The organism is Vibrio mangrovi (genome assembly GCF_024346955.1).
GTDB lineage: Bacteria > Pseudomonadota > Gammaproteobacteria > Enterobacterales > Vibrionaceae > Vibrio > Vibrio mangrovi.
This window is the reverse complement of sequence record NZ_AP024883.1, coordinates 1,542,730-1,568,466: the sequence shown is the minus strand read 5'-3', so window position 1 is coordinate 1,568,466 and position 25,737 is coordinate 1,542,730. Positions and strand designations below refer to the sequence as shown.

At 47.3% G+C, this 25,737-nt stretch carries 16 protein-coding genes; 8 read left to right on the top strand and 8 right to left on the bottom strand.

What is annotated here, in order from left to right:
* Nucleotides 1-7 precede the first annotated feature (7 nt).
* Both OCU74_RS07075 and OCU74_RS07070 read right to left on the bottom strand, forming a co-directional pair.
* The gene (locus OCU74_RS07075) at nucleotides 8-673 is read right to left on the bottom strand and encodes a DUF2726 domain-containing protein (protein ID WP_087479059.1); all 666 of its coding nucleotides are present in this window, start codon (nucleotides 671-673) and stop codon (nucleotides 8-10) included.
* 123 nt (nucleotides 674-796) lie between these two features.
* Nucleotides 797-1,777 (bottom strand): chemotaxis protein, encoded by a 981-nt coding sequence (locus tag OCU74_RS07070; RefSeq protein ID WP_087479058.1) that lies wholly within the window; start codon nucleotides 1,775-1,777, stop codon nucleotides 797-799.
* A 472-nt stretch (nucleotides 1,778-2,249) separates the two neighbouring features.
* Between OCU74_RS07070 and OCU74_RS07065 the strand changes: the two genes are divergently transcribed.
* From OCU74_RS07065 to pilW, 3 genes are all read left to right on the top strand, one after another.
* On the top strand, nucleotides 2,250-2,480 hold the full coding sequence (locus tag OCU74_RS07065) for a hypothetical protein (protein WP_087479057.1): 231 nt from the start codon (nucleotides 2,250-2,252) through the stop codon (nucleotides 2,478-2,480).
* Nucleotides 2,481-2,765: 285 nt separating this feature from the next.
* Complete coding sequence (gene metA, locus OCU74_RS07060; RefSeq protein ID WP_087479056.1) at nucleotides 2,766-3,707, top strand: homoserine O-acetyltransferase MetA; 942 nt, start codon at nucleotides 2,766-2,768, stop codon at nucleotides 3,705-3,707.
* A 126-nt stretch (nucleotides 3,708-3,833) separates the two neighbouring features.
* Complete coding sequence (gene pilW / locus OCU74_RS07055; protein WP_087479055.1) at nucleotides 3,834-4,478, top strand: type IV pilus biogenesis/stability protein PilW; 645 nt, start codon at nucleotides 3,834-3,836, stop codon at nucleotides 4,476-4,478.
* A 375-nt stretch (nucleotides 4,479-4,853) separates the two neighbouring features.
* Here pilW and OCU74_RS07050 read toward each other — a convergent pair whose 3' ends face one another.
* Both OCU74_RS07050 and OCU74_RS07045 read right to left on the bottom strand, forming a co-directional pair.
* Nucleotides 4,854-5,099: a hypothetical protein gene (locus tag OCU74_RS07050; protein WP_087479053.1), complete on the bottom strand. Its 246-nt coding sequence runs from the start codon at nucleotides 5,097-5,099 to the stop codon at nucleotides 4,854-4,856.
* Nucleotides 5,100-5,222: 123 nt separating this feature from the next.
* Entirely contained in the window at nucleotides 5,223-6,095 is an 873-nt protein-coding gene (locus OCU74_RS07045) for a LysR family transcriptional regulator (protein ID WP_087479052.1), read from the bottom strand.
* Nucleotides 6,096-6,191: 96 nt separating this feature from the next.
* Here OCU74_RS07045 and OCU74_RS07040 point away from each other — a divergent pair, with 96 nt between their 5' ends.
* Together OCU74_RS07040 and OCU74_RS07035 are read left to right on the top strand one after the other, a co-directional pair.
* Entirely contained in the window at nucleotides 6,192-7,397 is a 1,206-nt protein-coding gene (locus OCU74_RS07040) for an MFS transporter (RefSeq protein ID WP_087479051.1), read from the top strand.
* Nucleotides 7,398-7,446: 49 nt separating this feature from the next.
* Nucleotides 7,447-8,019: a DUF1415 domain-containing protein gene (locus tag OCU74_RS07035; protein ID WP_087479050.1), complete on the top strand. Its 573-nt coding sequence runs from the start codon at nucleotides 7,447-7,449 to the stop codon at nucleotides 8,017-8,019.
* Nucleotides 8,020-8,085: 66 nt separating this feature from the next.
* On the opposite strand, the gene OCU74_RS07030 is transcribed toward OCU74_RS07035, so the two are convergent.
* A complete protein-coding gene (locus tag OCU74_RS07030; protein WP_261856163.1) occupies nucleotides 8,086-19,242 on the bottom strand; it encodes a VCBS domain-containing protein in 11,157 nt (3,718 codons plus the stop codon).
* A 455-nt stretch (nucleotides 19,243-19,697) separates the two neighbouring features.
* Here OCU74_RS07030 and OCU74_RS07025 point away from each other — a divergent pair, with 455 nt between their 5' ends.
* The 3 genes from OCU74_RS07025 (at nucleotide 19,698) to OCU74_RS07015 (ending at nucleotide 22,433) form a co-directional block, all read left to right on the top strand.
* The gene (locus OCU74_RS07025) at nucleotides 19,698-21,014 is read left to right on the top strand and encodes a TolC family outer membrane protein (protein WP_087479049.1); all 1,317 of its coding nucleotides are present in this window, start codon (nucleotides 19,698-19,700) and stop codon (nucleotides 21,012-21,014) included.
* A gap of 1 nt (nucleotide 21,015) precedes the next feature.
* Complete coding sequence (locus OCU74_RS07020; RefSeq protein WP_087479048.1) at nucleotides 21,016-21,648, top strand: OmpA family protein; 633 nt, start codon at nucleotides 21,016-21,018, stop codon at nucleotides 21,646-21,648.
* 209 nt (nucleotides 21,649-21,857) lie between these two features.
* Entirely contained in the window at nucleotides 21,858-22,433 is a 576-nt protein-coding gene (locus tag OCU74_RS07015; RefSeq protein WP_087479047.1) for a nucleoside triphosphate pyrophosphohydrolase family protein, read from the top strand.
* A 215-nt stretch (nucleotides 22,434-22,648) separates the two neighbouring features.
* On the opposite strand, the gene btuD is transcribed toward OCU74_RS07015, so the two are convergent.
* The 3 genes from btuD to OCU74_RS07000 all read right to left on the bottom strand — a co-directional run bounded on the left by btuD (nucleotide 22,649) and on the right by OCU74_RS07000 (nucleotide 25,574).
* Nucleotides 22,649-23,404: a vitamin B12 ABC transporter ATP-binding protein BtuD gene (btuD, locus tag OCU74_RS07010; RefSeq protein WP_087479046.1), complete on the bottom strand. Its 756-nt coding sequence runs from the start codon at nucleotides 23,402-23,404 to the stop codon at nucleotides 22,649-22,651.
* The gene (btuC, locus tag OCU74_RS07005; protein ID WP_087479045.1) at nucleotides 23,391-24,386 is read right to left on the bottom strand and encodes a vitamin B12 ABC transporter permease BtuC; all 996 of its coding nucleotides are present in this window, start codon (nucleotides 24,384-24,386) and stop codon (nucleotides 23,391-23,393) included. Before btuC ends, btuD begins: the two co-directional genes overlap by 14 nt.
* 159 nt (nucleotides 24,387-24,545) lie before the next feature.
* A complete protein-coding gene (locus OCU74_RS07000; protein WP_087479044.1) occupies nucleotides 24,546-25,574 on the bottom strand; it encodes a succinylglutamate desuccinylase in 1,029 nt (342 codons plus the stop codon).
* Nucleotides 25,575-25,737 lie beyond the last annotated feature (163 nt).

The window sequence follows — 25,737 nt, the reverse complement described above, 5'->3', positions numbered from 1 at the left end:
TCCCAAACTAATCTTCCTCCTCATCTTCATAAACGACATTATAATTCTCAGTATAATTACAATGAGGCTGACGGCTACAGGTGAAAAAACGCCGACCTTTATATTCTCCCTGAGTAGCGACGCGAATCACCATCGGACTACCACATTTCTTACAGAAACGAACTTCTTTATCGACTTCAATCAAATCGATGTGAGCCGCCAGCAATCGCCGTAGCCGGCTCACCTGATAACTATATTTAATGGTTGTCCCAATCAACGGAATATTCGCTGACCGGCAGACACTCATCAGCAGCTTTTCCCGTTCGATTTTAGCTTTACTCAGTGATTTACCATTATCCAGTTCAATGACTGCCCGGGGTTCAAATGTTCTGGGATCACACACCACAAACTGGAAACAGTATTTTGAGATTCGGTTACTGGCAATAAAAAGGTCTTTTTTCTTCTTCAGGCCTGTTGGTACCAGCAACTGTGCCATGTTGACTTTGGCAAATACGACGCCCTGCTCTCCTACGGCATCAATTAACGCACGGTAAAACGTGCTCTCCGCCGGATTAAGTAATGGTCCGAACCGCCGATAGGCATATTCTTTACTGTCATCTTCTTTAATTAAATAGCGCTGTGCAAAAATAAAGAACAAGACTAACAATGCAACAATAAGAAAGATGTTCAGCATCGTAATAAAAAACTCCGGTTATTTTCTTACAGCACGTTTCACTCATACAACCGACACAGAAATGTCGGTGTACACAGAACAATCAATAGACCCATCACTTCGCAGATAACACTTTCAGTCTGACTATGCAGACTCGAAAATGTATTGATCCATCATGGTCACCAGTTTGCCGATTTCCGGTTTGGTGATGGTATCATTGGCTCCCAGTGATAATGCCTTATGACGGTTATCATCACTCATCAGCGAAGAGAACATGACAATTGGAATATCACCGTACGATGCGTTGTCTCTCAGTCGTTTCACCAAATGCATACCGTCCATACGAGGCATTTCAACATCGGTTACAATCGCATCGATCAGCTCTCGAACCTGAACACCTTCCTCTGCCGCTGATTTTTCAATATTCATCAGTTTTTCAAACGCTTCACCGCCATCTTTACAGGCAATCACGTTATAACCGGCGGAACTGAGCGTATCCTGAATCAGGCTGCGAATGAATGCAGAATCATCAACAACCATGACTGTTTTCGCATTTCTCTTACTAATCATCTTCTGATTCAGATCGATACTTTTATCTACTCTGACATCATATTTTTCCATACTCAGCTCAGGGTTGATGTCAGCAATGATTTTCTCAAAGTCCAGAATCATAATCAGATGCCCTTCTTTCCGCACGACTGCAACCACACAGTCCTGCTCTCCGGCTTCAAGAAACTGGCTTGGCGACTCCACATCATTCCAGGAAATACGATGAATTCTGCTGACACTATCGATCAGGAACCCATTGGTCATCCGGTTGAAGTCTGTCACGATAACAAACTTACTTTCGACATCCGGTGATTTGGGTATACCAAGCCACCCGGCTAAATCGACCAGAGGAGTTAAAATATCCCGGGAAGAAAACACACCGATCATATGCGGCTGAGCATTAGGATAATCCGTGGTTTCGGGAACCTGAATTACTTCCCGGACTTTTGCGACGTTAATACCGTAGTAACAAGTCTTGGTTCCGCCGTTAGGCAGCCGTTTTTCTATATGAAACTCAATGATTTCTAATTCATTTGTTCCACTTTCTGTCAAGATCGTACTTGTTGGATGACTCATACCGCTCTACTTCTATTCTGAATTGAACCGGGCTGTAAAAACAGCAACTTTGACATTGTTATTGTATACCCAAATGGCCTCAAGATGCAGTTTCAGCGAAAATCACTGGGTTCATCTCAAACATAGATCATCTTCATCAGAGTCCGGAACCGATAACAAGGTGTTCTAAAATTTATATTGTCAGGATTTTAGAAAAATAACAATAAATTCATCAGCTAAGTTCACGACGTTATTTTCGGTTAATTTACCCGGACCACCAGCAGATTCAAGAGGGGTTTATCACGAAAACAACTTTAGAAATTTCATAATAATTTTTGGCAAAGATCACAAGGAAATTCAGGCCTCGAACCATCGACCTGTCAAATAGGTTGTATACTTTTTATGCAGGGATGCTGGAATTATTTCATATAAAAATATCATCCGGGAAGTATGCGTTACACCTTTGGGAAAACATAGATAGAAGGAACATACAATGATACGCGATGAGCTAGGTATTTGTTTATCTCACGATATGCTGGTAGACAATTTAGATTCAACCTTTACTTGTATCCGCGCATACAAAGCGGTACCGAGTGATGTGGATGAATTGCCTCCTTTATTCGCATTTCCTCAAATGAAAGGCAAAGACGTACTGTTATCAATGAAAGGAAAACATAAACTTATATGGCGGGCGGATTTTTTCTGTCCAAGCTTTCATAGGTAAATCCAACAGTTGTCTGTCATCTCATCACACGTGTATACATCCACAGATAAGCTGAATACTCAGGCTTAACTGCTTATCTGTGGTTATTCTTTTAATTAATATCCACAGTCAGTTCATATCAAACTGATGAATATATAAGTGTCACAACGCCACTACTCTATACATGACAGCACTAAAAAATACTCATCAGCAACGGTTCTTGATTTTTTCTGTCGACATATGCGATCGATTCGGTTAAGTTTAGATGTATAGACGTCCAGATAGATTTATTGTGAGAGTTAAGCTGTGCCGATAAAGATTCCTGATCAACTTCCTGCAACCGATGTTCTGCTGCATGAGAACATCTTTGTCATGCATGAATCTCGTGCTTCGACGCAAGAAATCAGACCGCTAAAAGTTCTTATCCTGAATCTGATGCCTAAAAAAATTGAGACTGAAACTCAGTTTTTACGATTACTTTCCAATAGTCCGCTCCAGGTCGATGTAGAACTCTTACGCATTGATAACCGCCCTAGCCGCAATACACCCGAAGAACATTTAAATACGTTCTACCGTCAATTCGAAATGGTCAAAGACCGCTACTTTGATGGCCTCATCGTAACCGGCGCACCTCTGGGACTGGTTGCTTTTGAAGATGTCGTCTACTGGCAACATCTGGAATCGATTATTCAGTGGGCCAGAAACCATGTAACTTCAACCTTATATGTATGCTGGGCAGTTCAGGCTGGGCTCAATATTCTTTACGGATTACCGAAACTGACCCGCAAAGAGAAACTCTCCGGAGTTTATACACATTCGCTCCAGAAAGATTTTCACCCGCTGATTCGGGGCTTTGATGATTCTTTCCTTGCTCCTCATTCCAGATATGCTGATTTCCCTGTTGATTTTATTCAGGAAAATACAGATCTGGATATCCTTGCCACTTCTGAGGATGCCGGAATGTATCTGGCAACCAGTCAGGATAAGCGTCATGTCTTCGTCACCGGTCATCCTGAGTATGATGCCATGACGTTACACGGCGAGTACATCCGCGATTTAGGGGAAGGATTGGAACCTACTGTTCCTGTGAATTATTACCAGAATGATAATCCCGACAATCCGCCGATTGCCAGTTGGAGAAGCCACGGCCACCTGTTGTTTTCAAACTGGCTCAACTATTGTGTTTACCAGCAAACACCGTACGATCTGGAACATTTCAGTGAAGATAAATTCACGAAAGATGATTAGGCCATGTTGATTTTCTCAAAAGCAGTCAGATAAAAGACTGCTTTTTTTATCTGAGTCGCAAGACAGACATCACTGTATTCCATCTCCGTTTTATCGCTCTATCATTCGCTGATAAATGGAGAGAATATGAAACGTTTACTGATTCTGCTGGGATGTGGCTATTATATTTCCGGGTGTAGCCTCAACTCACAACATACTTCTGACAACCAAAATGTTGCGGATGCCAGAATTACATTAGGTATTGCCTATCTTCAGCGTCACGAACCTCAGAAGGCACTGAGTAATTTATTACAGGCAGCCGAAATTGCACCACACTACATCCGGCTGCAACTTGCACAGGCCTATTATTACGAAACGGTCGGCGAAACAGACAAAGCCAGAAAGCAGTACTTACAGGCATTAGATGATCATCCGAATCACGCGGATATTCTCAATAATTACGGCACATTTTTATGTAAGCAAGGAAAGGTCAGGCAGGCGCAGCAATTCTTCGCCCGGGTTTATTCAAGGCCGGATTACCCTCAGATTGCGGCCAGTTATGAAAATGCCGGTCTCTGCTCACTGAAATCCGGAGACTCATTTCAGGCACAGCAATTTTTTTTACAGGCACTGAATCATGACCCAAAACGATTCCAGTCTCAGTTTTATCTGATCCGGACCGAAATAAAAGCGCAGCAGTACGCTCTCGCCAGAATACACTTAAATAGATTTATTCAATATTTTGGTGAAACAGCACAGTCCCGGAAATTTCACCGGCAGCTCTATCCGTAAAGCAGCAAATACTAAGGATCAATCGCGGGGTTTTCTTGGCCAGCGCATCGGATGATAAGGTTTTAATTTATGTCTCTCTTTGTAATGAAGGCTTCTGCGTTTTAAAACATATTGTGTCCGGTGAATCCGTAAATATTCTCTGATAACCAGCCGGATAAATAAAACGAGCCCAATTGCGAGAAGTATTCCTATCACAATTATTGCCGGTCCGCATAACCAGTCAGGTTTACACGGCGTGTAATAAAAAACATGAATATTCATCTCGGCCTCCTATATACATTATACTCAACTTATCTTCAGGATGCAGAGTTCAGGGCAGCAGAAATCACTCACCGGAAGTGCACTAAACCTTGAGAATATAGGGCAATAACAATATTATTTTCGCCGCATTGGCCGTTTCAAACGTTTCATCGGATACTCAGATTTCAATTGATGCCTTTCCTTATAATGTAGCTTTCTGAGTTTCTGTACATACTCAGCACGATGCCGTATACGAACATATTCCCGGATCACCAGACCAATCAGCCACACAACAGCGATAGTCATAACAACATAGAATGTATACATCAGAGACCGGCATATCCAGTAAGGCTGGCACGGCAGGTAAATTTCAATATCCATTTCAACCTCCCCGACATCAAGTTCAGTCTGAAACGAACTTCTTTATACTCAACCTAACATGTTTTCAGCATATACATGTTGCTCTGCCTAACGTTTTAATCTTTTACAAACTGATCGGAGTTCTCAGGACACGTAAGTCTTCACAAAATCGATAAAAGCCTGATTGGCATAAGACAGATAGCCGTCATTGCGCCGGGCCAGCGCCAAGTGGACAGGAACCGGTGGTTCAAAAGGAATCGCACGCACACTCGGCTCATGATCTGTGACCAGCTTCAATAAAGAACTGATTGCATATTCTCTTTTCACAATCCTTAAAATCATTGGTAGCAGATTCGTTTCAAATGAAATCTGAGCCTGAAAATGGTGTTCCTGACATGCTTTCTCGATGAACTCACGATGATAGTAACCCGGCTGAAAAGTCACCAGCTCATGCTGAAAAAACGTTTCCAGAGTCATATGAGACAATTCAGCTAATTCATGATGCTCCCCGACAACAGCAACCATTTGTGATGTCAGTAGCGGATCAACACTCAGTCCTTCCGGAATGTCCCGGTTTAAAATGACACCGATATCTAATTCCCCGGCCAGCAACATTTTTCTGATCGACTGTCCTCCGGCTTCAACAACAGTCATTTTCAAATTGGGGTAATGGCTTTTAAAAGCCATGACAATCTCCGGGAAAAAATAAGAACCGGTCATACTCGGTGTTCCCAGCCGGACTTCACCTTTCACTAATCCTTGCAGTTCATCCATGGCCAGATTGGCATCATCAACCTGCTGAAGAATACGCAGTGCATAGTCGTATAGCACTTTTCCTTCATCAGTCATGCTTACTTTACGTTCGTCTCTTCTGAGGAGGCGAATACCCAGTTGCTGCTCAAATTTCTTAATTGAAATACTTAAGGCCGATTGTGCAATGTGAAGGGATTGGGCTGCCGCGGTAAAACTTCCCGTCTGTACAATCGCAGTGAAATGCTTCAGTTGACGAATTTCCATTATATATAAATTATATAGCAATAATATTTTTAATATATTTTATTAATTACGTGGCTGATGTTACTTTGATCACAGGATAAACAGCAGGACAGATGAATGATCGAATTACATACACCTCAATACCGCCGGGTCTCTTTTGGACTGGCTTTCGGTGCCTTTATTGTTTTTTGTAATTTGTATCTGTTTCAGCCAATTCTGCCGCATATGGCTGAGCTTTATCACCTGTCCGGAACTAAAGTAAACTGGCTCTTTGCTGCATCTACTCTGGCTTTGTCAGTCACTTTAGTTCCCTGGGCCATCTGTTCGGAATCATTCGGACGCAGAAAGATCATGATGATAGGTCTGTTTACTTTACCGCTGATCGGTATCGGGCTACTGATTCATCCGGTATGGTGGACACTTGTCGCAGCTCGGGCACTTTCCGGAGTTGCAATTGCTGCTTTTGCCTCGGTTGCTGTCGCTTATATGGTTGAAGAATTTTCTCCCAAAGCTTTTCAGGCGGCTATCGGCAGCTATATTGCGGCAAATTCTCTGGGCGGAATATGTGGCCGGATTGCCGGAGGGAATCTCACCGGGCTGTTTAACTGGGAAACGGCTGTTATTGTGGTGAGTGTACTGAGTATATGCGGTGCAATCTATGTCTATTTCCGTCTCCCGCCCCAGCAAAACTTTACGCCACGCCGGGGACAGTTGTTTCAGCATCAACGCTCGGTATTAATGCATCTGCGTAATCGTAAGCTCTGGCTGGCAATGTTATTTGGCGGAGCTAACTTTGCTCTGTTTGTGAACCTGTACACCGTGATGGGGTTTCGTCTGGTTGCCGAGCCGTACTCTGTACCTATCGGACTTGCTTCTCTCATCTTCATCTGCTATCTGGGTGGCACGCTGAGTTCACGTCTGACATCCTGCTGGCTCAAACGCTATCATACAGTTTCCGGTATGGTTGCAGGGACATGCCTTAGCCTCGCCGGGATGTGGCTGGCTGTCATTGAATCTCTGCCAATGATGATCATTGCTTTAATCTGTATCAGCTCCGGTGCCTTTTTCACTCATACACTGGCTTATGCCTGGGTCAGTCAGCATGCAAAGCAAGCCAAAGCAACTGCAACGGCACTTTATCTGGTGCATTACTATCTCGGGGGAAGTTTAGGCGGTTTCTTTCTTATGGCCTGCTGGCAGTACGGTGGCTGGTATGCCGTCGTTGCCGGTGGAAGTTGTGTTTACCTGTTCCTGTTTGCCTTATGCTGGCAGTTGAGAGAGTTCAGTACATTTCACCCTCAGCAACATACCAACTCAATCTAGATTTCATGGTATCCTTGCCCGCAAATTTCTCTTGCAGCTTATTGACACTATGAACTCTCAATCAGAACAGACCTCGATTCATCAGAGGGTCGAACAGTGGCTGACTCAGGTCGTTATTGGTCTGAATCTATGCCCTTTTGCCGCCAAACCCCATAAGAAGAAACAGATAAAGATATATATCAGTCAGGCACAGCAAGAAGAGAAGTTACTGGAAGATCTTTATCAGCAGTTTCTTGAACTCGATTCAACTCCGGCAGATCAACTGGAAACAACGCTGGTTGTAGTTCCTTATTTCTTGTCATCATTCGACGACTATAATCAGTTTATTGACTGGATTGATGCACTGATCATGCAGCACAACTGGGAAGGGATATATCAGGTAGCAACATTCCATCCTGATTACTGCTTTGCCGGCAACCGTCCTGAAGATGATGAGAACCTGACCAATAAGTCACCTTATCCTATCTATCACCTTATCCGTGAAGAAAGTATCGAAAAAGTACTGGCCCGCTATCCTCATCCGGAAAGTATCCCGGAAAATAACATACAGCGCATTTCAACACTCACAAGTGAGGAAAAAACCAGATTATTCAGCTACCTGATGACAACACACAAAGAATAGAACCGTAAAAAAGCCAGCGGGATATTCCTCACTGGCTTTCTGTTTCTCATCAATCAAAAAAGATGATTAACCGTGATATTTCACTGAAAACTCATGGTCATTAATAATCACAGCAACTGTACTTCCCGCATCAAAACTAGAATCACTGCCGAAATCAACCACATTGACATTGTTGATGCTCAGGTGCGTATTTCCGTTCTCGGATGTCACTTCCGCATTTTGATCCAGATACTGCTGAATCGCGTCGGAATCCTGATTATCTAGTACATCAGCTAAAAGGTTGGAGAGATCAATCGCATCCTCGGAGTAATTAAAATCCTGAATCGTATCTTCTGAAGAAGAATCCAGTACAAATAAATCTTTCCCTTCTCCACCAATCAGAACATCATCACCATCCCGACTATTATCATCAGCCTGACCACCAATCAGAATGTCATTTCCTGCACCACCAAAAAGATAATCATCTCCTGAACCACCAATCAGAATATCATCACCATCGCGTCCATACAGATGATCATCTCCATCTTCACCATCAAGCAGATCACCTTCACTGCCATAACTACTGAAAATGGTGTCATCCCCATTATCACCGTATAACCAGTCAGCCCCACCAAGACCGCCATCAATCACATCGTCACCACCGTGACCATTGATGTGATCATTCCAAAACGACCCGGTTAAGTCATTGTCTTTGTGATCACCATCGGTGTCCAAGTAATCTGCCGATTCAAACTGAGCGATGCGATCTTCATAACCGGCCGCCATTTCTTCATGTTCCGTGACCAAATCAACGGAACCGACAGTATCAACGGTATCGGTAACTGTCGGATAGTTTTCACTTCCCAGTACAGCATAATCACCAATGACACCATCGGTGACATCTGCCAGTTCAATCGTTAGCTGATGGGCTCCACCCTGATCCCAATACACAATTTCAATGTTCTGGTATCCGGAGCCATCCACAGTAAATTTGAATGTATCGGTTGTCGCAGACTGAGTACCATCGAATTCAGCCACAACCACACCATCAATTTTAATCTGGTAGCCATCATCAGCCGTAACTTTTATTGCATAAGTCCCACTGTCGAGTGATACAGCACCACTTAACCGGACAACCGCATCAGAGGTATTTTCCTTATTATTGAAAACAACTGAGCTATCGTCACCGGAATTTTCCAGCCAATCCTCCAGATTTGTCCGGCCATTCAGCCAGTAGGCCCAGTCATAACTGCCAAGATTGTTTGCCAATAAATCACTTTGATAATCAACTTCAGTTGAAGTGAATACAGCGTTCGGATCCTGATTCTGAATAATTGCCAGAGCATCGGCAAGGCTATCGACATTATCCCCACCGAACCAGCTTTCCTGATAATTATAGAACTCACCATGTAAACCTGAAGTCATCGGAGTAGCAGCACTTCCGGTGACTTCAAAATTCAACGTACTGGTCGCAGCATCTCCATCATTATCTGTAACAACATAACTGAATGAATCCGTAGCTGTCGCACCTTCACCTAAGACTGTCAGTGCATCTTCATCCACTACATAGGAATAGCTGCCATCAGCATTGACCGTCAGCGTCCCATAATCACCATGGATAACTGTCACACCACTTGTCTCGGTTCCGTTTTCCCAAACAGCAGAAGCCATTCCATCCGCTCCGGCATCATAATCGATCGTTCCCGTAACTATCTGATCAGTACTGGTGCCCGGCAGATGATCCAGACTCGCAACCAGTGTGTACGCAGCCGTTTCACCTTCTGAAGTCACAACCGTTTTGGAAATGGTTCCGTCACTGCTTTTAAAGCCCTCAATATCCAGCCGGTACATCACACCATCAATTTCGACATCGACATAGTCGGTTGTCAGTGTAACCGAGTCACCACCATTGGTATTATTATTGGCAGTCTCATGGTGATCGATGTTTAAATGCAGTGTAACCGACTGTGTTACTCCATTGATACTTACCTGACTGACAACCGTCAATACCGTACTATCCAGAGTTGACTCATTGCTCCATACCGTTCCATTGCTGTGTACCAGCGTAGCAAGTTCAAAAGGTTCACCACCTGCGTGGTTATTATTCGAACCTTCCTGCACAGCTGATACCTCATAGGATGAATAACTACTATCCCACGGTCCTGAAGTTCCCCAGACAACCTTTGTATCAGACTGTTGGGTATGCCAGTTACCGTTATCGAATACAGAATTCCCCAGAGAAACCGTTGTTCCTGAGATAGAAAAATGCAAAGGTGCATGGACAGGATCTGAGTCAACGACCACGGTTGTGGTATGAGCATCAGGAGCATCATCTTCAATCGATACCTGAATCGATTCGGTTGAAACGGATTGTCCGTCATCTGCTGAAATACCAAAATCCAGATGAAGTACATCTTCAGAAGATGGATCAGGATGATCAACCGGTCCTTCAAGATTCACCGTATACGAGTAATCTCCATTCCCCTCATCGGAAAGGCTGATTGTCATCACTGTCTCACCATTCGCCTCACCAGCCAAAGAGCCATCGGCAAGTAAAGTCCATATGATCGCAACACCATGACTGTAAAGCGTAGCTGTTGGCGCAACAAGTGACAATGTCACAGATGATGAGTCCGGATCTGAAACAGAAAAAGATCCGGAAACCTGTCTGGCATTAGTCGTATCACTACTACCGGTGCTGTCCGGATTCCCCTGATTCAACCCTTCTTCCGATACCGCCACCTGTTTAGCCGAGTCATCAATTGAAATTGCCGGTGTGTTATTGGTGCCGGTTATTTCAATCACAATATCCTGAGTTGTACCATCACTTGCCGTTAGTGTAATGGTGTCGGTCACCTGTTCACCTTCACCCAATGCCTGAACTTTGCTTTGATCTAAGGTGTATGTCCACTGACCATCAACCAGTGTCAGGCTACCGTAACTACCGGTTTCTGCCGTATCAGCAAAGACTGGATTGTCACCACTATCTGCATCGCTAATATTGATACTTCCGGTAACCTGAGCCACGTCACCGATATCACCTTCGGTAACGGCTCCGGTAAATGTACCACTAACAACCGGCGCATCATCTGTACCTGTCACCGTAATGGTTAATGTCGTTGTATCTGTCGCACCATACTCATCGGTAACCGTGACCGGAATAGTCAGAACCAGTTCTTCGCCTTCATTCAGAGAATTATAAGATGATGCATCAAATTCATAGGTACCATCGGTATTAAGCGTTAGCCCGGCAACAGTCGATTCAGTGCTGAAAATCAGACTTACTCCTTCGGACTGGTCGACATCGGTCGCCGTGATGCTGCCGCTGATGGTCGCATTTTCCTGTACGGCGCCTGTTGCCGCCTGCGCCACCGGCGCATCATTGGTGCCGGTGATGGTAATCGTCAGCGTGGTGGTATCCGTGGCACCCTGATCGTCGGTGACTGTGACCGGGATTTCAACGACCTGCGTCTCGCCCTCACTCAGAGCGTCATAGGACGAGGCATCAAATGTATAAGTCCCGTCGGCGTTCAGGGTCAGTCCGGCAACAGTCGATTCGGTGCTGAACACCAGACTGGCGCCTTCCGGCAAATCCACATCGGTTGCTGTGATACTGCCGCTAATGGTCGCATCTTCCTGTACGGAGCCTGTTGCCGCCTGCGCGACCGGCGCATCGTTGGTGCCGGTAATGGTAATCGTCAGCGTGGTGGTATCCGTGGCACCCTGATCGTCGGTCACTGTGACCGGGATATCGAGAGTCAGCTCTTGTCCTTCGCTCAGATAGTCATAAGACGAAGCATCAAAGGTATAAACACCATTGGCACTCAGAGTTAAACCTTCAACCGTTGAATCCGTACTGAATACCAATCTTGCATTTTCACCCAGATCAACATCCGAAGCACTGAGCATTCCAATAGTTACTCCACCCTCAGTCAATGCATCTGTTTTTGCAACAGCAACCGGCGCATCGTTGGTACCAGTAATCTCAATATCAATATCCTGAGTCGTACCGTCACTGGCCGTTAGTGTAATAGTATCAGTAACTTGCTCACCTTCACCCAATGACTGAACTTTGCTTTGATCTAAGGTGTATGTCCACTGACCATCGACCAGAGTCAGACTGCCATAGCTGCCAGTTTCTGTAGTATCCGCAAATACTGGATTGTCACCACTATCTGCATCACTGATATTGATACTTCCGGTAACCTGAGCCACGTCACCGATATCACCTTCGGTAACGGCTCCGGTAAATGTACCACTAACAACCGGTGCATCGTCTGTACCTGTCACCGTAATGGTTAATGTCGTTGTATCTGTCGCACCATACTCATCGGTAACCGTGACCGGAATAGTCAGAACCAGTTCTTCGCCTTCATTCAGAGAATCATAAGATGAGGCATCGAAAACATAAGTACCGTTGGCATTCAGTGTTAGTCCGGCAACGGTGGAATCGGTACTGAAAACCAGCTTTGCATTATCTCCCAGATCCACATCTGACGCCTGCATCATACCAACCGTGATATTTCCTTCTGTCACACTATTGGATTGTGCAACAGCTACCGGCGCATCGTTGGTGCCGGTAATGGTAATCGTCAGCGTGGTGGTATCCGTCGCGCCCAAGTCGTCGGTCACCGTGACCGGAATTTCAAGCACCTGCGTCTCACCCTCGGACAGAGAGTCATAAGATGAGGCATCAAAGGTGTAAGTCCCGTCGGCATTGAGGGTCAGTCCGGTCACAGTGGATTCGGTGCTGAACACCAGACTTGCACCTTCCGGCAAATCCACATCGCTCGCCGTGATGCTGCCACTGATGGTGGCATCTTCCAACACCGTACCTGTTGCCGCCTGCGCTACCGGCGCATCGTTGGTGCCGGTAATAGTAATCGTCAGCGTGGTGGTATCGGTGGCGCCCCGGTCATCAGTAACGGTCACGGGGATTTCAAGCACCTGCGTCTCGCCTTCACTCAGAGCGTCATAGGACGAGGCATCAAATGTATAAGAGCCGTCGGCGTTCAGGATCAGTCCGGCAACGGTCGATTCGGTGCTGAAAGTCAGTGCTGCACCATCGGGTAAATCGACATCGGTCGCGGTGATGCTGCCGCTGATGGTCGCATCTTCCTGCACGGCGCCTGTTGCCGCCTGCGCTACCGGCGCATCGTTAGTGCCGGTAATGGTAATCGTCAGTGTGGTGGTATCGGTCGCGCCCTGATCGTCGGTCACCGTGACCGGAATTTCGACGACCTGCGTGTCACCTTCACTCAGAGAGTCATAAGATGAGGCATCAAATTCGTAGGTGCCGTCGGGGTTCAACGTCAGTCCGGTCACAGTGGATTCGGTGCTGAAAGTCAGTGCAGCGCCTTCCGGTAAATCCACATCGGTCGCCGTGATGCTGCCGCTGATGGTGGCATCTTCAGTAACGGAGTCGGTTGCGGCCTGCGCCACCGGCGCGTCATTGGTGCCGGTAATAGTAATGGTTAAGGTGGTGGTATCGCTCGCGCCCCGGTCATCGGTGACGGTCACGGGGATTTCAATGACCTGCGTTTCGCCCTCACTCAGAGAGTCATAAGATGAGGCATCAAATTCGTAGGTGCCGTCGGGGTTCAACGTCAGTCCGGTCACAGTGGATTCGGTGCTGAAAGTCAGTGCAGCGCCTTCCGGTAAATCCACATCGGTCGCCGTGATGCTGCCGGTAATGGTTGCATCTTCCTGCACCGCACCACTCGCCGCCTGCGCCACCGGCGCGTCATTGGTGCCGGTAATGGTAATAGTTAAGGTGGTGGTATCGCTCGCGCCCCGGTCATCGGTGACGGTCACGGGGATTTCAATGACCTGCGTCTCACCCTCGGACAGAGAGTCATAAGATGAGGCATCAAATTCGTAGGTGCCGTCGGGGTTCAACGTCAGTCCGGTCACAGTGGATTCGGTGCTGAAAGTCAGTGCAGCGCCTTCCGGTAAATCCACATCGGTCGCCGTGATGCTGCCGCTGATGGTGGCATCTTCAGTAACGGAGTCGGTTGCGGCCTGCGCCACCGGCGCGTCATTGGTGCCGGTAATGGTAATAGTTAAGGTGGTGGTATCGCTCGCGCCCCGGTCATCGGTGACGGTCACGGGGATTTCAAGCACCTGCGTGTCACCTTCACTCAGAGAGTCATAAGATGAGGCATCAAATTCGTAGGTGCCGTCGGGGTTCAACGTCAGTCCGGTCACAGTGGATTCGGTGCTGAAAATCAGACTTACTCCTTCGGACTGGTCGACATCGGTCGCCGTGATGCTGCCGCTGATGGTCGCATTTTCCTGTACGGCGCCTGTTGCCGCCTGCGCCACCGGCGCATCATTGGTGCCGGTGATGGTAATCGTCAGCGTGGTGGTATCCGTGGCACCCTGATCGTCGGTGACTGTGACCGGGATTTCAACGACCTGCGTCTCGCCCTCACTCAGAGCGTCATAGGACGAGGCATCAAATGTATAAGTCCCGTCGGCGTTCAGGATCAGTCCGGCAACGGTCGATTCGGTGCTGAAAGTCAGTGCTGCACCATCGGGTAAATCGACATCGGTCGCGGTGATGCTGCCGCTGATGGTCGCATCTTCCTGCACGGCGCCTGTTGCCGCCTGCGCCACCGGCGCATCGTTGGTGCCGGTAATGGTAATCGTCAGTGTGGTGGTATCCGTCGCGCCCTGATCGTCGGTCACTGTGACCGGAATTTCAATGACCTGCGTCTCACCCTCAGACAGAGCGTCATAGGATGAAGCATCAAATGTATAAGAGCCGTCGGTATTGAGGGTCAGACCGGCAACGGTGGATTCGGTGCTGAACACCAGACTTGCACCTTCCGGCAAATCAACATCGCTCGCCGTGATGCTGCCGCTGATGGTCGCATCTTCCTGCACGGCGCCTGTTGCCGCCTGCGCTACCGGCGCATCGTTAGTGCCGGTAATGGTAATCGTCAGTGTGGTGGTATCCGTGGCACCCAAGTCGTCGGTCACCGTAACCGGAATTTCAAGCACCTGCGTCTCGCCCTCGGACAGAGCGTCATAGGATGAGGCATCAAATGTATAAGAGCCGTCGGCATTGAGGGTCAGACCGGCAACGGTGGATTCGGTGCTGAACACCAGACTTGCACCTTCCGGCAAATCCACATCGCTCGCCGTGATGCTGCCACTGATGGTGGCATCTTCCTGCACGGCGCCTGTTGCCGCCTGCGCCACCGGCGCATCGTTGGTGCCGGTAATGGTAATCGTCAGTGTGGTGGTATCCGTCGCGCCCTGATCGTCGGTCACTGTGACCGGAATTTCAATGACCTGCGTCTCACCCTCAGACAGAGCGTCATAGGATGAAGCATCAAATGTATAAGAGCCGTCGGTATTGAGGGTCAGACCGGCAACGGTGGATTCGGTGCTGAACACCAGACTTGCACCTTCCGGCAAATCAACATCGCTCGCCGTGATGCTGCCGCTGATGGTCGCATCTTCCTGCACGGCGCCTGTTGCCGCCTGCGCTACCGGCGCATCGTTAGTGCCGGTAATGGTAATCGTCAGTGTGGTGGTATCCGTGGCACCCAAGTCGTCGGTCACCGTAACCGGAATTTCAAGCACCTGCGTCTCGCCCTCGGACAGAGCGTCATAGGATGAGGCATCAAATGTATAAGAGCCGTCGGCATTGAGGGTCAGACCGGCAACGGTGGATTCGGTGCTGAACACCAGACTTGCACCTTCCGGCAAATCCACATCGCTCGCCGTGATGCTGCCACTGATGGTGGCATCTTCCTGCACGGCGCTTGTTGCCGCCTGCGCTACCGGCGCATCGTTGGTGCCGGTAATGGTAATCGTCAACGTGGTGGTATCCGTGGCGCCCTGATCGTCGGTCACCGTAACCGGAATTTCAATGACCTGCGTTTCACCCTCACTCAGAGAGTCATAAGATGAGGCATCAAATTCGTAGGTGCCGTCAGCATTGAGTGTCAGTCCGGTCACAGTGGATTCGGTACTGAAAGTCAGTGCGGCATCGTCAGGCAAATCCACATCGGTCGCCGTGATGCTGCCGCTGATGGTCGCATCTTCCTGCACGGCGCCTGTTGCCGCCTGCGCGACCGGCGCATCATTGGTGCCGGTAATGGTAATCGTCAGCGTGGTGGTATCCGTCGCGCCCTGATCGTCAGTGACGGTCACCGGGATTTCAATGACCTGCGTCTCACCCTCGGACAGACTGTCGTAAGACGAGGCATCAAATGTATAAGTCCCGTCGCCATTGAGCGTTAGTCCGGCAACCGTGGATTCGGTACTGAACACCAGACTTGCACCTTCCGGCAAATCAACATCGCTCGCCGTGATGCTGCCGCTGATGGTCGCATCTTCCTGCACGGCGCCTGTTGCCGCCTGCGCTACCGGCGCATCATTGGTACCGGTAATGGTAATCGTCAGCGTGGTGGTATCCGTGGCGCCCTGATCGTCGGTCACCGTGACCGGAATTTCAAGCACCTGCGTCTCGCCCTCGGACAGACTGTCGTATGACGAGGCATCAAATGTATAAGTCCCGTCGCCATTGAGGGTCAGCCCGGCAACGGTGGATTCGGTGCTGAAAGTCAGTACAGCACCATCGGGTAAATCGACATCGGTCGCGGTGATGCTGCCGCTGATGGTCGCATCTTCCTGCACGGCGCCTGTTGCCGCCTGCGCGACCGGCGCATCGTTAGTGCCGGTAATGGTAATCGTCAGCGTGGTGGTATCCGTCGCGCCCTGATCGTCAGTGACGGTCACCGGGATTTCAATGACCTGCGTCTCACCCTCAGACAGAGCGTCATAGGATGAAGCATCAAATGTATAGGAGCCGTCGGTATTGAGGGTCAGACCGGCAACGGTGGATTCGGTACTGAAAGTCAGTGCTGCATCTTCGGGCAAATCGACATCGGTCGCCGTGATGCTGCCGCTGATGGTTGCATCTTCCGGCACCGCGCCGGTTGCTGCCTGCGCGACCGGCGCATCGTTGGTGCCGGTAATGGTAATCGTCAGCGTGGTGGTATCGCTCGCGCCCTGATCGTCAGTGACGGTCACCGGGATTTCAATGACCTGCGTCTCACCCTCGGACAGAGAGTCATAAGATGAGGCATCAAAGGTGTAAGTCCCGTCGCCATTGAGGGTCAGTCCGGTCACAGTGGATTCGGTGCTGAAAGTCAGTGCTGCATCTTCGGGCAAATCGACATCGCTCGCCGTGATACTGCCGCTGATGGTTGCATCTTCCTGCACCGCACCACTCGCCGCCTGTGCGACCGGCGCATCATTGGTGCCGGTGATGGTAATCGTCAGTGTGGTGGTATCCGTCGCGCCCTGATCGTCGGTCACCGTAACCGGGATTTCAAGCACCTGCGTCTCGCCTTCACTCAGAGAATCATAAGATGAGGCATCAAAGGTGTAGGAGCCGTCGGCATTGAGGGTCAGTCCGGTCACAGTGGATTCGGTGCTGAAAGTCAGTGCTGCATCTTCGGGCAAATCGACATCGGTTGCGGTGATGCTGCCGCTGATGGTGGCATCTTCCAACACCGCACCACTCGCCGCCTGCGCTACCGGCGCATCGTTGGTGCCGGTAATGGTAATCGTCAGCGTGGTGGTATCCGTCGCGCCCTGATCGTCGGTCACCGTGACCGGAATTTCAAGCACTTGCGTCTCGCCCTCGGACAGGCTGTCGTAAGACGAGGCATCAAAAATGTATGTACCATTAGCGTTGAGCGTCAGTCCGGCAACGGTGGAATCGGTGCTGAACACCAGACTTGCACCTTCCGGTAAATCGACATCGGAAGCACTCATGATACCGACCGTCAAACTTCCCTCGGTAACCGCTCCTGTTTGTGCAACAGCCACCGGCGCATCGTTGGTTCCGGTAATGGTAATGGTTAAGGTCGTAGTATCAGTCGCGCCTCGATCATCAGTAACAGTGATCGGGATATGCAGAACAAACTCTTGGCCTTCTTCCAGAGAGTCATAAGATGACGCATCGAATGTATACGTCCCGTCGGTATTAAGGGTCAGGCCCGCAGTATTCGAATCAGTGCTGAATACCAGTGCTGCACCATCGGGTAAATCCACATCGGTTGCCGTGATGCTGCCACTGATGGTGGCATCTTCCACAACAGCACCACTCGCAGCCTGTGCCACTGGTGCATCGTTAGTGCCGGTAATGGTAATCGTCAGCGTGGTGGTATCGGTCGCACCCTGATCGTCGGTCACCGTGATCGGGATCTCGAGTACCTGCGTCTCGCCTTCTCCCAAATAATCGTAAGATGAGGCATCAAAAGTGTAGACACCGTTGGCATTCAGTGTCAGGCCTGCAACAGTTGAATCAGTGCTAAATACCAGATTCTCACCATCTGGCAGATCGACATCAGAAGCGCGGATAATACCTATCGTCAGCCCATCTTCTGTTACAGCATCGGTTTTCGCAACGGCAACGGGAGCATCATTAGTGCCAGTAATTTCAATCACAATGTCTTGTGTTGTCCCATCGCTTGCAGTCAGAGTAATCGTATCAGTAACCTGTTCTCCCTCGCTCAAACTCTGAACCTGGCTTTGATCTAACGTGTATGTCCACTGACCATTAACTAAAGTCAGGCTACCGTAACTGCCGGTTTCTATAGTATCGGCAAACACAGGATTATCACTGGGATCCACATCGCTAATACTAATCGTTCCAGTTGCCTGAGACACATCACCGATATCTCCTTCAGTCACATCTCCCGAGAATGCCCCCGCAACAACAGACGCAGAATTGATTACATTTGAATCGGCTATCGGTGACAAAGTGTTGAAGATGTCCAGCAGTGCCAGACTTTGGGTTGTGGACAATGACAGACTGGAAGATAGAGCGAGCCCGTGAGTACTAAAATCTGTCGTCGCAATCAGTTCATCACTGTTCACTTCAATCGTTGCACTTGTTGAAAGACTCGAGCCCGAAACACTTCCCGCAGCCGGAGCAAACTCTTGACCTAATTGTGTTGGGTCGACGCCCTCTTCGATTGCTGTGAGCAGCTGATTGACGTCATCAGTAATATCAACTTTGTCGCCATTCGGAGTGACAACTTTGGCATTCAGTGCGGTATATGTATCGTGATTTAAAAAGTGTCCGCCTTCTAAAATCACTACGCCGGGAGGAATAATTTCTCCGGGTTTGACCGTAATGATGTTTCCATCCTGATCGATGAGAATCACTTGGTTTTTTGCTAAGTCAGGTAGAGAAATCTTTGACTCAAACCTCATAAATAGTGCCTCTAAATAATATACCGCATAGCCGAAGTTCTACAAAACAAGGATACAGGTCACAACCCCTGCGAACCCTGCACGAATCATGGTCTTACCACAATCAGCATGTAGATTTGTGATTGTATATCATACAGTAGTCCAACACCACATGTGTGGCACAAATCACGTTATTAACAGGTCATTTTTACAATAATAGCGCAACTTTGTTTATTACTCTGTTTTTTGATGGTTTTAAGATAATTTCTCGGTTTGAACGTCTCAAAGCTCGCAAAAGGTTATATAATTGAAACTTCATGCATTACCACTTGTGATAACCATAGATCCACCGTTAGAATATTAGCTATTGCTATAATTATTTTCTCATCACTGAGATCGATTTTTATATAGACTGTGGGCTTTCTGACAATATCTTACTTTATGCCTAATCAAATCAGTCTCATAGGAGAAGTTCTTTGAAAACATTCCCACTCAAAGCTGTTGCATGCTTCTGTATATTATTGAATGGTAATGTTCTTGCACAATCACTTGAGCAGGCTGTCTCAATTACGTTAGCAACAAACCCAGAGCTGGAAAGCGCATTCAATCAATACCAAAGCCAGTTACACAATGCAGAAGCATCTCAGGGTGCATATCTGCCGAAGATAGATCTGGATGCGGGTATAGGCTACGAGGGAATCGCCCCTGCAACTTCAAATGCCAAAGAAGATACTGATCTGACACGTAAAGAAGCGACTATCTCTCTCACTCAGTTGATTTGGGATGGTTCAGCGACAATCAATGATATTGGCAGAACTGCCGCGGATGCCGAATCAAACCGTTACCAGTTATTAGCTGATGCATCTGATAAAGCACTGGAGGTTGCCAAAATATATCTGGATGCAGAGCAAGCCGATGAAGTGCTAAAACTCTCTGAGGCCAATTTAAAAATTCATAAGAAAATCTACCGGGATATTAAGCGCAGAACCGAGTCCGGTTTGGGTTCAACTGCGGATGTAACTCAAGTAGAAGCACGGGTTGCCAAGGCAGAAGCGAATTTGCTGGCAGCTCAGAATAACCTTTTTGAAGCACACTCCAAGTTTAAGCAGACTGTAGGAGAAGCACCGAGTAACCTAACATTCCCTCAGGCTGATCAAGATCTGCTTCCTCACAGCTTTCAGGATGCGAAAGATCAGGCATTTAAAACACACCCAGTGCTCAAAGTTGCTCAGGAAGATATTGTTGCAGCCCGTTATCAATATAAACAGTCTCAGTCTCCGTATTATCCGAGTGTTTCTCTGGAAGCGAATCATAGTATCAGGAGTGATGCAGCAGGCTATCTCGGAAGTAGTAGTGAAACAACCGCAATGTTACGTCTGCATTATAATCTCTATAATGGTGGTACTGATCGAGCGAATGAGAAAAGTGCTGCTTATTCTCTGAATCGGGCAAAAGATTTACGCGAAAAATCATACAGAGAAGTTGTGGGAGGCCTTGAGTTAGCCTGGCAATCTCTCGATCTTTCGACTCAGAGACGCACTTTCCTGGCAGATCTTGTTGACTCGGTATCAAAAACAGTCATCGCATACGAGAAACAGTACCAAATCGGTCAGAGAACGCTGCTTGATTTGCTAAACAGCGAGAATGAACTCTTTGAGGCCCGTAAGGACTATCTTGATGCAAAATATACCGAGGTTTATGCGAGATACCGGGTGATGAATGCAGTGGGTAATTTACTTGACGGCCTGAAGGTCATTGTACCGAAAGAATGGACTGAACCATCTGGTGATTAAGATGAAATTCAAATACTTACTACTTTTATCATCTTTTTCTGCTTGTGCAGCCAACATTGCTGACCAAAGTCAGGATGAATATGATTACATCGCTCCTCCGGTTGCTGTACAGACTTCTGATTTGAGTGATTCAGACCATGATGGGGTCATTAACGCCCGTGATTTATGCCCTTCAACTCCAAAAGACGCCGAAACTGATAATGAAGGTTGTGAGACTTATTACCGGAGTAAAACACAACGCCAGTTACGCATCTTATTTGAGAACAACTCCAGTAATATTAATCCGATCTTTAATGCACAAATTAAACAGATGGTTCATTTCCTGAAAGAATACCCTGAAACCTCAATTGAACTCAGAGGTTATGCCAGCAAAAGCGGCGAAACCCGGTATAATGAGGCCTTATCCCGGCAAAGAGCCGAAAGTGTAGAAAGACGACTGATCGAACAAGGAATTCCGGCAGCAAGGATCCGGATTGTCGGATTTGGCGAATCGGCTCCTGAAGCGAATGGTGAAGATCAGATTAGTAACGCAAAAAACCGGCGAGTCTCTGCAACAGTAGTCGGCTATAAAGGAGATGTGGATAAGAAATGGACCATATTTACCACACTGCCGCCAAACCGACACTCTTATTAGTATTAGCTCGAACCCATATCACATAAGCCCTGAAGATATTCTGATGAACCGCTTCAGGGGCTGCGCCTTCCTCACACCGATACTATCGGGGTGTACCACTTTTGAATCAGGAATGGTACTCTTCGTCTGTTATAATTTTTGGGCTTGAGTCGATGAAAACAGAGGCTTCAGTTTAGCCTTTCGCATGAAATAGTTTTGGGATTACCTCCATGTATTTATCTAAGTTAACACCAGCAGTGTTCGAACATCTATATAACGATATCGTAGAATTTCGTCTTACATTTGATCTTCCCGTTAATCAACCGGATAGCCTGGATAGTGCTGCGGACACGCTTCATACTTCACTTGCCATTGAAGAACTGACTGAACTTGCTGAAGCTCAGGACAAAACAGAGCAAGCCGATGCGATTGTTGATACAGTTTATGTACTGATGGGACGGCTGGTACACCTTGGGCATCATACACCAGAACATAATCCCGGAATCAGTTATCTTATTGATCTACTTTTAAATGTTGCAGATCACCGCAATATTGATTTTATTCCCTGCTGGGATGAAGTTCACAGCTCAAATATGAGTAAGGTCTGTCGCAGCCAGAAAGAATATGATGAAACCGAGTCGTTTTATGCAGAACAAGGTATCAAACTGGCTCCGGTCATTAAAGGAGACTACATCATTGCCAAATGTGCTGAAGATTTTGTTAGTGCAGAAAAAACAATTCGTCAGGGAAAAGTCCTGAAATCCGTCTACTATCGTCCGGCAGCACTGTCCGAACTGACCCAGTAAAATAAAAAAAGGCCACCTTGTGGAGCAAGGTGGCTAAGGAGACTATAAAAAGCCTAACAAGAACGAGAATGTATCAATAATGTAAATGCTATTTGTATGCCAACTTTTTATAGTATTTTAACCAATTGATTTATATACAAATAAAATAAGAACACTAAAGATACCATAAAATTCACATTCATCCCTGCGCCAGTGTTGTGCTTCATGCACCAAAACTAATCGAACAGTAAGTAGGATTTCCCTTGAATTTCAACCGACTGGACTTGTGTCCGGAATACATCGGCAACATGTTCAGGAGCCAGAACAGACCGGGTATCTCCCCACTGCTGCAAAATCCCCTGATTCAGCAGTAATGTCTTATCAGCATACCGAAGTGTACGATTCAAATCATGATTCGCCATAATCACCGTTATTCCCATGCTATTCACGTCCTGCAATAATTCGTACAGCATATACTCCTGACCAACATCCAGAGCAGCTGCGGGCTCATCCAGAATCATCAGCCGGGCATGGGGGTTCAGCGTCGGCCAAATCTGTAAACAACTACCGGCAAGCCTGACACGCTGCCACTCTCCACCAGATATCTGGTGAATTGAACGATGCAACTTATCCTGCAAGTTTAACCGCTGCACCAATTCCTGAATCACAACAGACGACTTTTCCTGTGTGACAGGTAAAACCGACGGTATAGACAACGCAAGATACTGGTAAACATCAATAGAAAATGCAGGACGCTCATGCTGAGATAAATAAGCCCTGAGTTGAGCCAGAGCCGGCAGAGAAAGATGGGTAAGATCTGTTTCCCCCAACTGGATATTTCCCCGATAGGGAATCATCCCGGCTAAAGCTGTAAGAAGCGTACTTTTACCACTACCATTTGGACCAACGACATGAATCAACTCCCCCTGAGCACAATCGAAACTAAGTGGAAGCAGGCGGGTTCCTACACTGAGATCTCTAACGTGAATCATGATTTTTCAATAGCATCCATATAAATACCGGCGCCCCGATAGTTGTGGTCACCACTCCCAAAGGCAACTCGGCGGAATCGAGTGCGGTCCGGGAGATCAAATCAGCAAACACCAGTAATAGCGCACCTGCAACAGCGGAGACAGGCAAGAGATAACGGTTCTCAGTCCCGAATGCCAGGCGTAACAAGTGTGGTACTACCAACCCGACAAAACCGATAATCCCGCCTAAAGCAACTGAAGCACCGACGAGAATCGCAACAGCAACAATCAGTTTCCAGCGAACACGATGAACATCGATACCCAATTGTTTTGCATGTATCTCTCCCATCATCAGTCGATCCAACACACTCCCCTGAAGAATCAACCAGATAAACACTGGTAATATTAATAGCGAAAGCAGATGATAAGACCAGTCAACGCCACCAATACTGCCCATCAGCCAGTACATCAGTTGTCTCAAACTCAAATCCGTACTGAAGTAAAACGCCCAGGTGACAACCGAACGGGCCAGAATCCCCAACGCGACACCGACAAGCAATAAGCGAATCGTTGTCAGCCGCATACTTCGAGCAATTCCGACCAGAATGGAAGTAAATACCATTGCCCCAATGATTGCACCCAACATAAAAACCAGTGGAGTTGCTGCCAGAGGGAAGAAGAAAAGAATAATCACCATAGCCACACTGGCACCTCCGGAGACGCCAATGATTCCCGGTTCTGCCAGTACATTTCCCAGTAAAACCTGCAATGTCGCTCCGGAAACGGCCAAACATGCACCAATAACGATAGCAGCGATCAACCGGGGAGCTCGTAATTCCAGAATCAGTTGCCGGTCAAAGCCCGTCATCTCATGCCAGGGCGTAATAAACACCTCTCCGGCAAAAACATAAACAGCACTAAAAGCAAGTAATAGCGTACTCATCGCAATAATTGCACGATACCAACGCTTCCTTTTTTCAAAAAGAAGTTGAGTAAAATCCATGAATATCAAGGTAGAAGAATCAGATGGGCTAACCTTAACGCGTCACCCGTGAAATAGAAAGAGGTCATACCCAATGATTATGCTCTGGCTAACCTCTGCTGAAAAGGAAATGGGTGTCCAACACTCACCATTATTCCGGAAATATTCCAAAAACTACGACTAATCGTAAACCAGTTGATCCTGCTCGTATCTTACCGTGACCGGACAAACCATCAAAGCTGCCTGTTCCCCGACCGAAACATATTTATCAGGAAATAATATGGCTTCCCCTTCATTTTTTGCCATCAATGGCTTATCTCCGTCATGACCAAAAACCTCGCCATGAACAAAAGCGGTAAAATTCTCAACCTCGTCAGAAAAAATAAAATCGAAGTCATCATTCATACGGACAATTGTCCGGCTCACCCGGTAAAACTTTGTTTTTCTCGGTAAATGCTCATTTGGCTCCCGGGCACATAAATCCCTGAGCGTAATATCAAACGCATTAAAACGATCAAGCAAACTTTGCCCCAGCCGGGAGGATTGTCCAAGCGCAATCGCCAGAGAGCGGGCTGAATAACAATCTGCCGTATACCAACTGAAAGAGCTGGATGGCGCATTAGCCAGTACAAGCGCATCAAGGTGAGACAACTCCACAAAATTGACCAATGCCTTAGGCCGGACAGTGTGACGCACCTTCGGGCTAATCGCGAATGTATGATAAGAAGAGGGATTCAGCGTACTGTGCAAGTCAAAGTGCCAGCGGTTTTCGCTGGATGTTTCTTTCCAAAACGCTTTCAGGAATATTTTCAGATTATCGGCGATCACCAGTTCCTGAGACGATTCTCTGGGCTTATCATCAAATAAACGCTCCAGATTTTCATCAAAAAACTGAGTGTGATGTTTGAGTGCTTCTAAATGAGCGATAATGAACAGACAATGTTCCCGAACAGGCTGAAACCCACTTTCGATGTCAGAAACGATGCGATTAACCAATTCAACCGGCCCTGCATCTTTGCCATGAATCGCACACGATACAACAATATGTTGTGTCTTTTCATCCAATTGTGGCGGAATCACTTCCAGAACACCCGGACAATGCAGCTTCAACAGTACACCATCATCCGTTGTGTATTCACTCGATAAAAGAGCACCATCACTATATAAGCTATCAATCAGAAATGACTGACGAAAAAGTGAATTGCTCATGTATTACTCCTTCAATCGATAGAACAGCAATATTAAGACCTGTCTGACTGCAGTACCAGTTATTCGACAAAGCGCAATTTTATCATTAAGTTGCAGAAAAGCATCGAGTGATTATTCACAATGTGACGCCAATGCTTTTTACACGGGGAATAAAGTGATTACC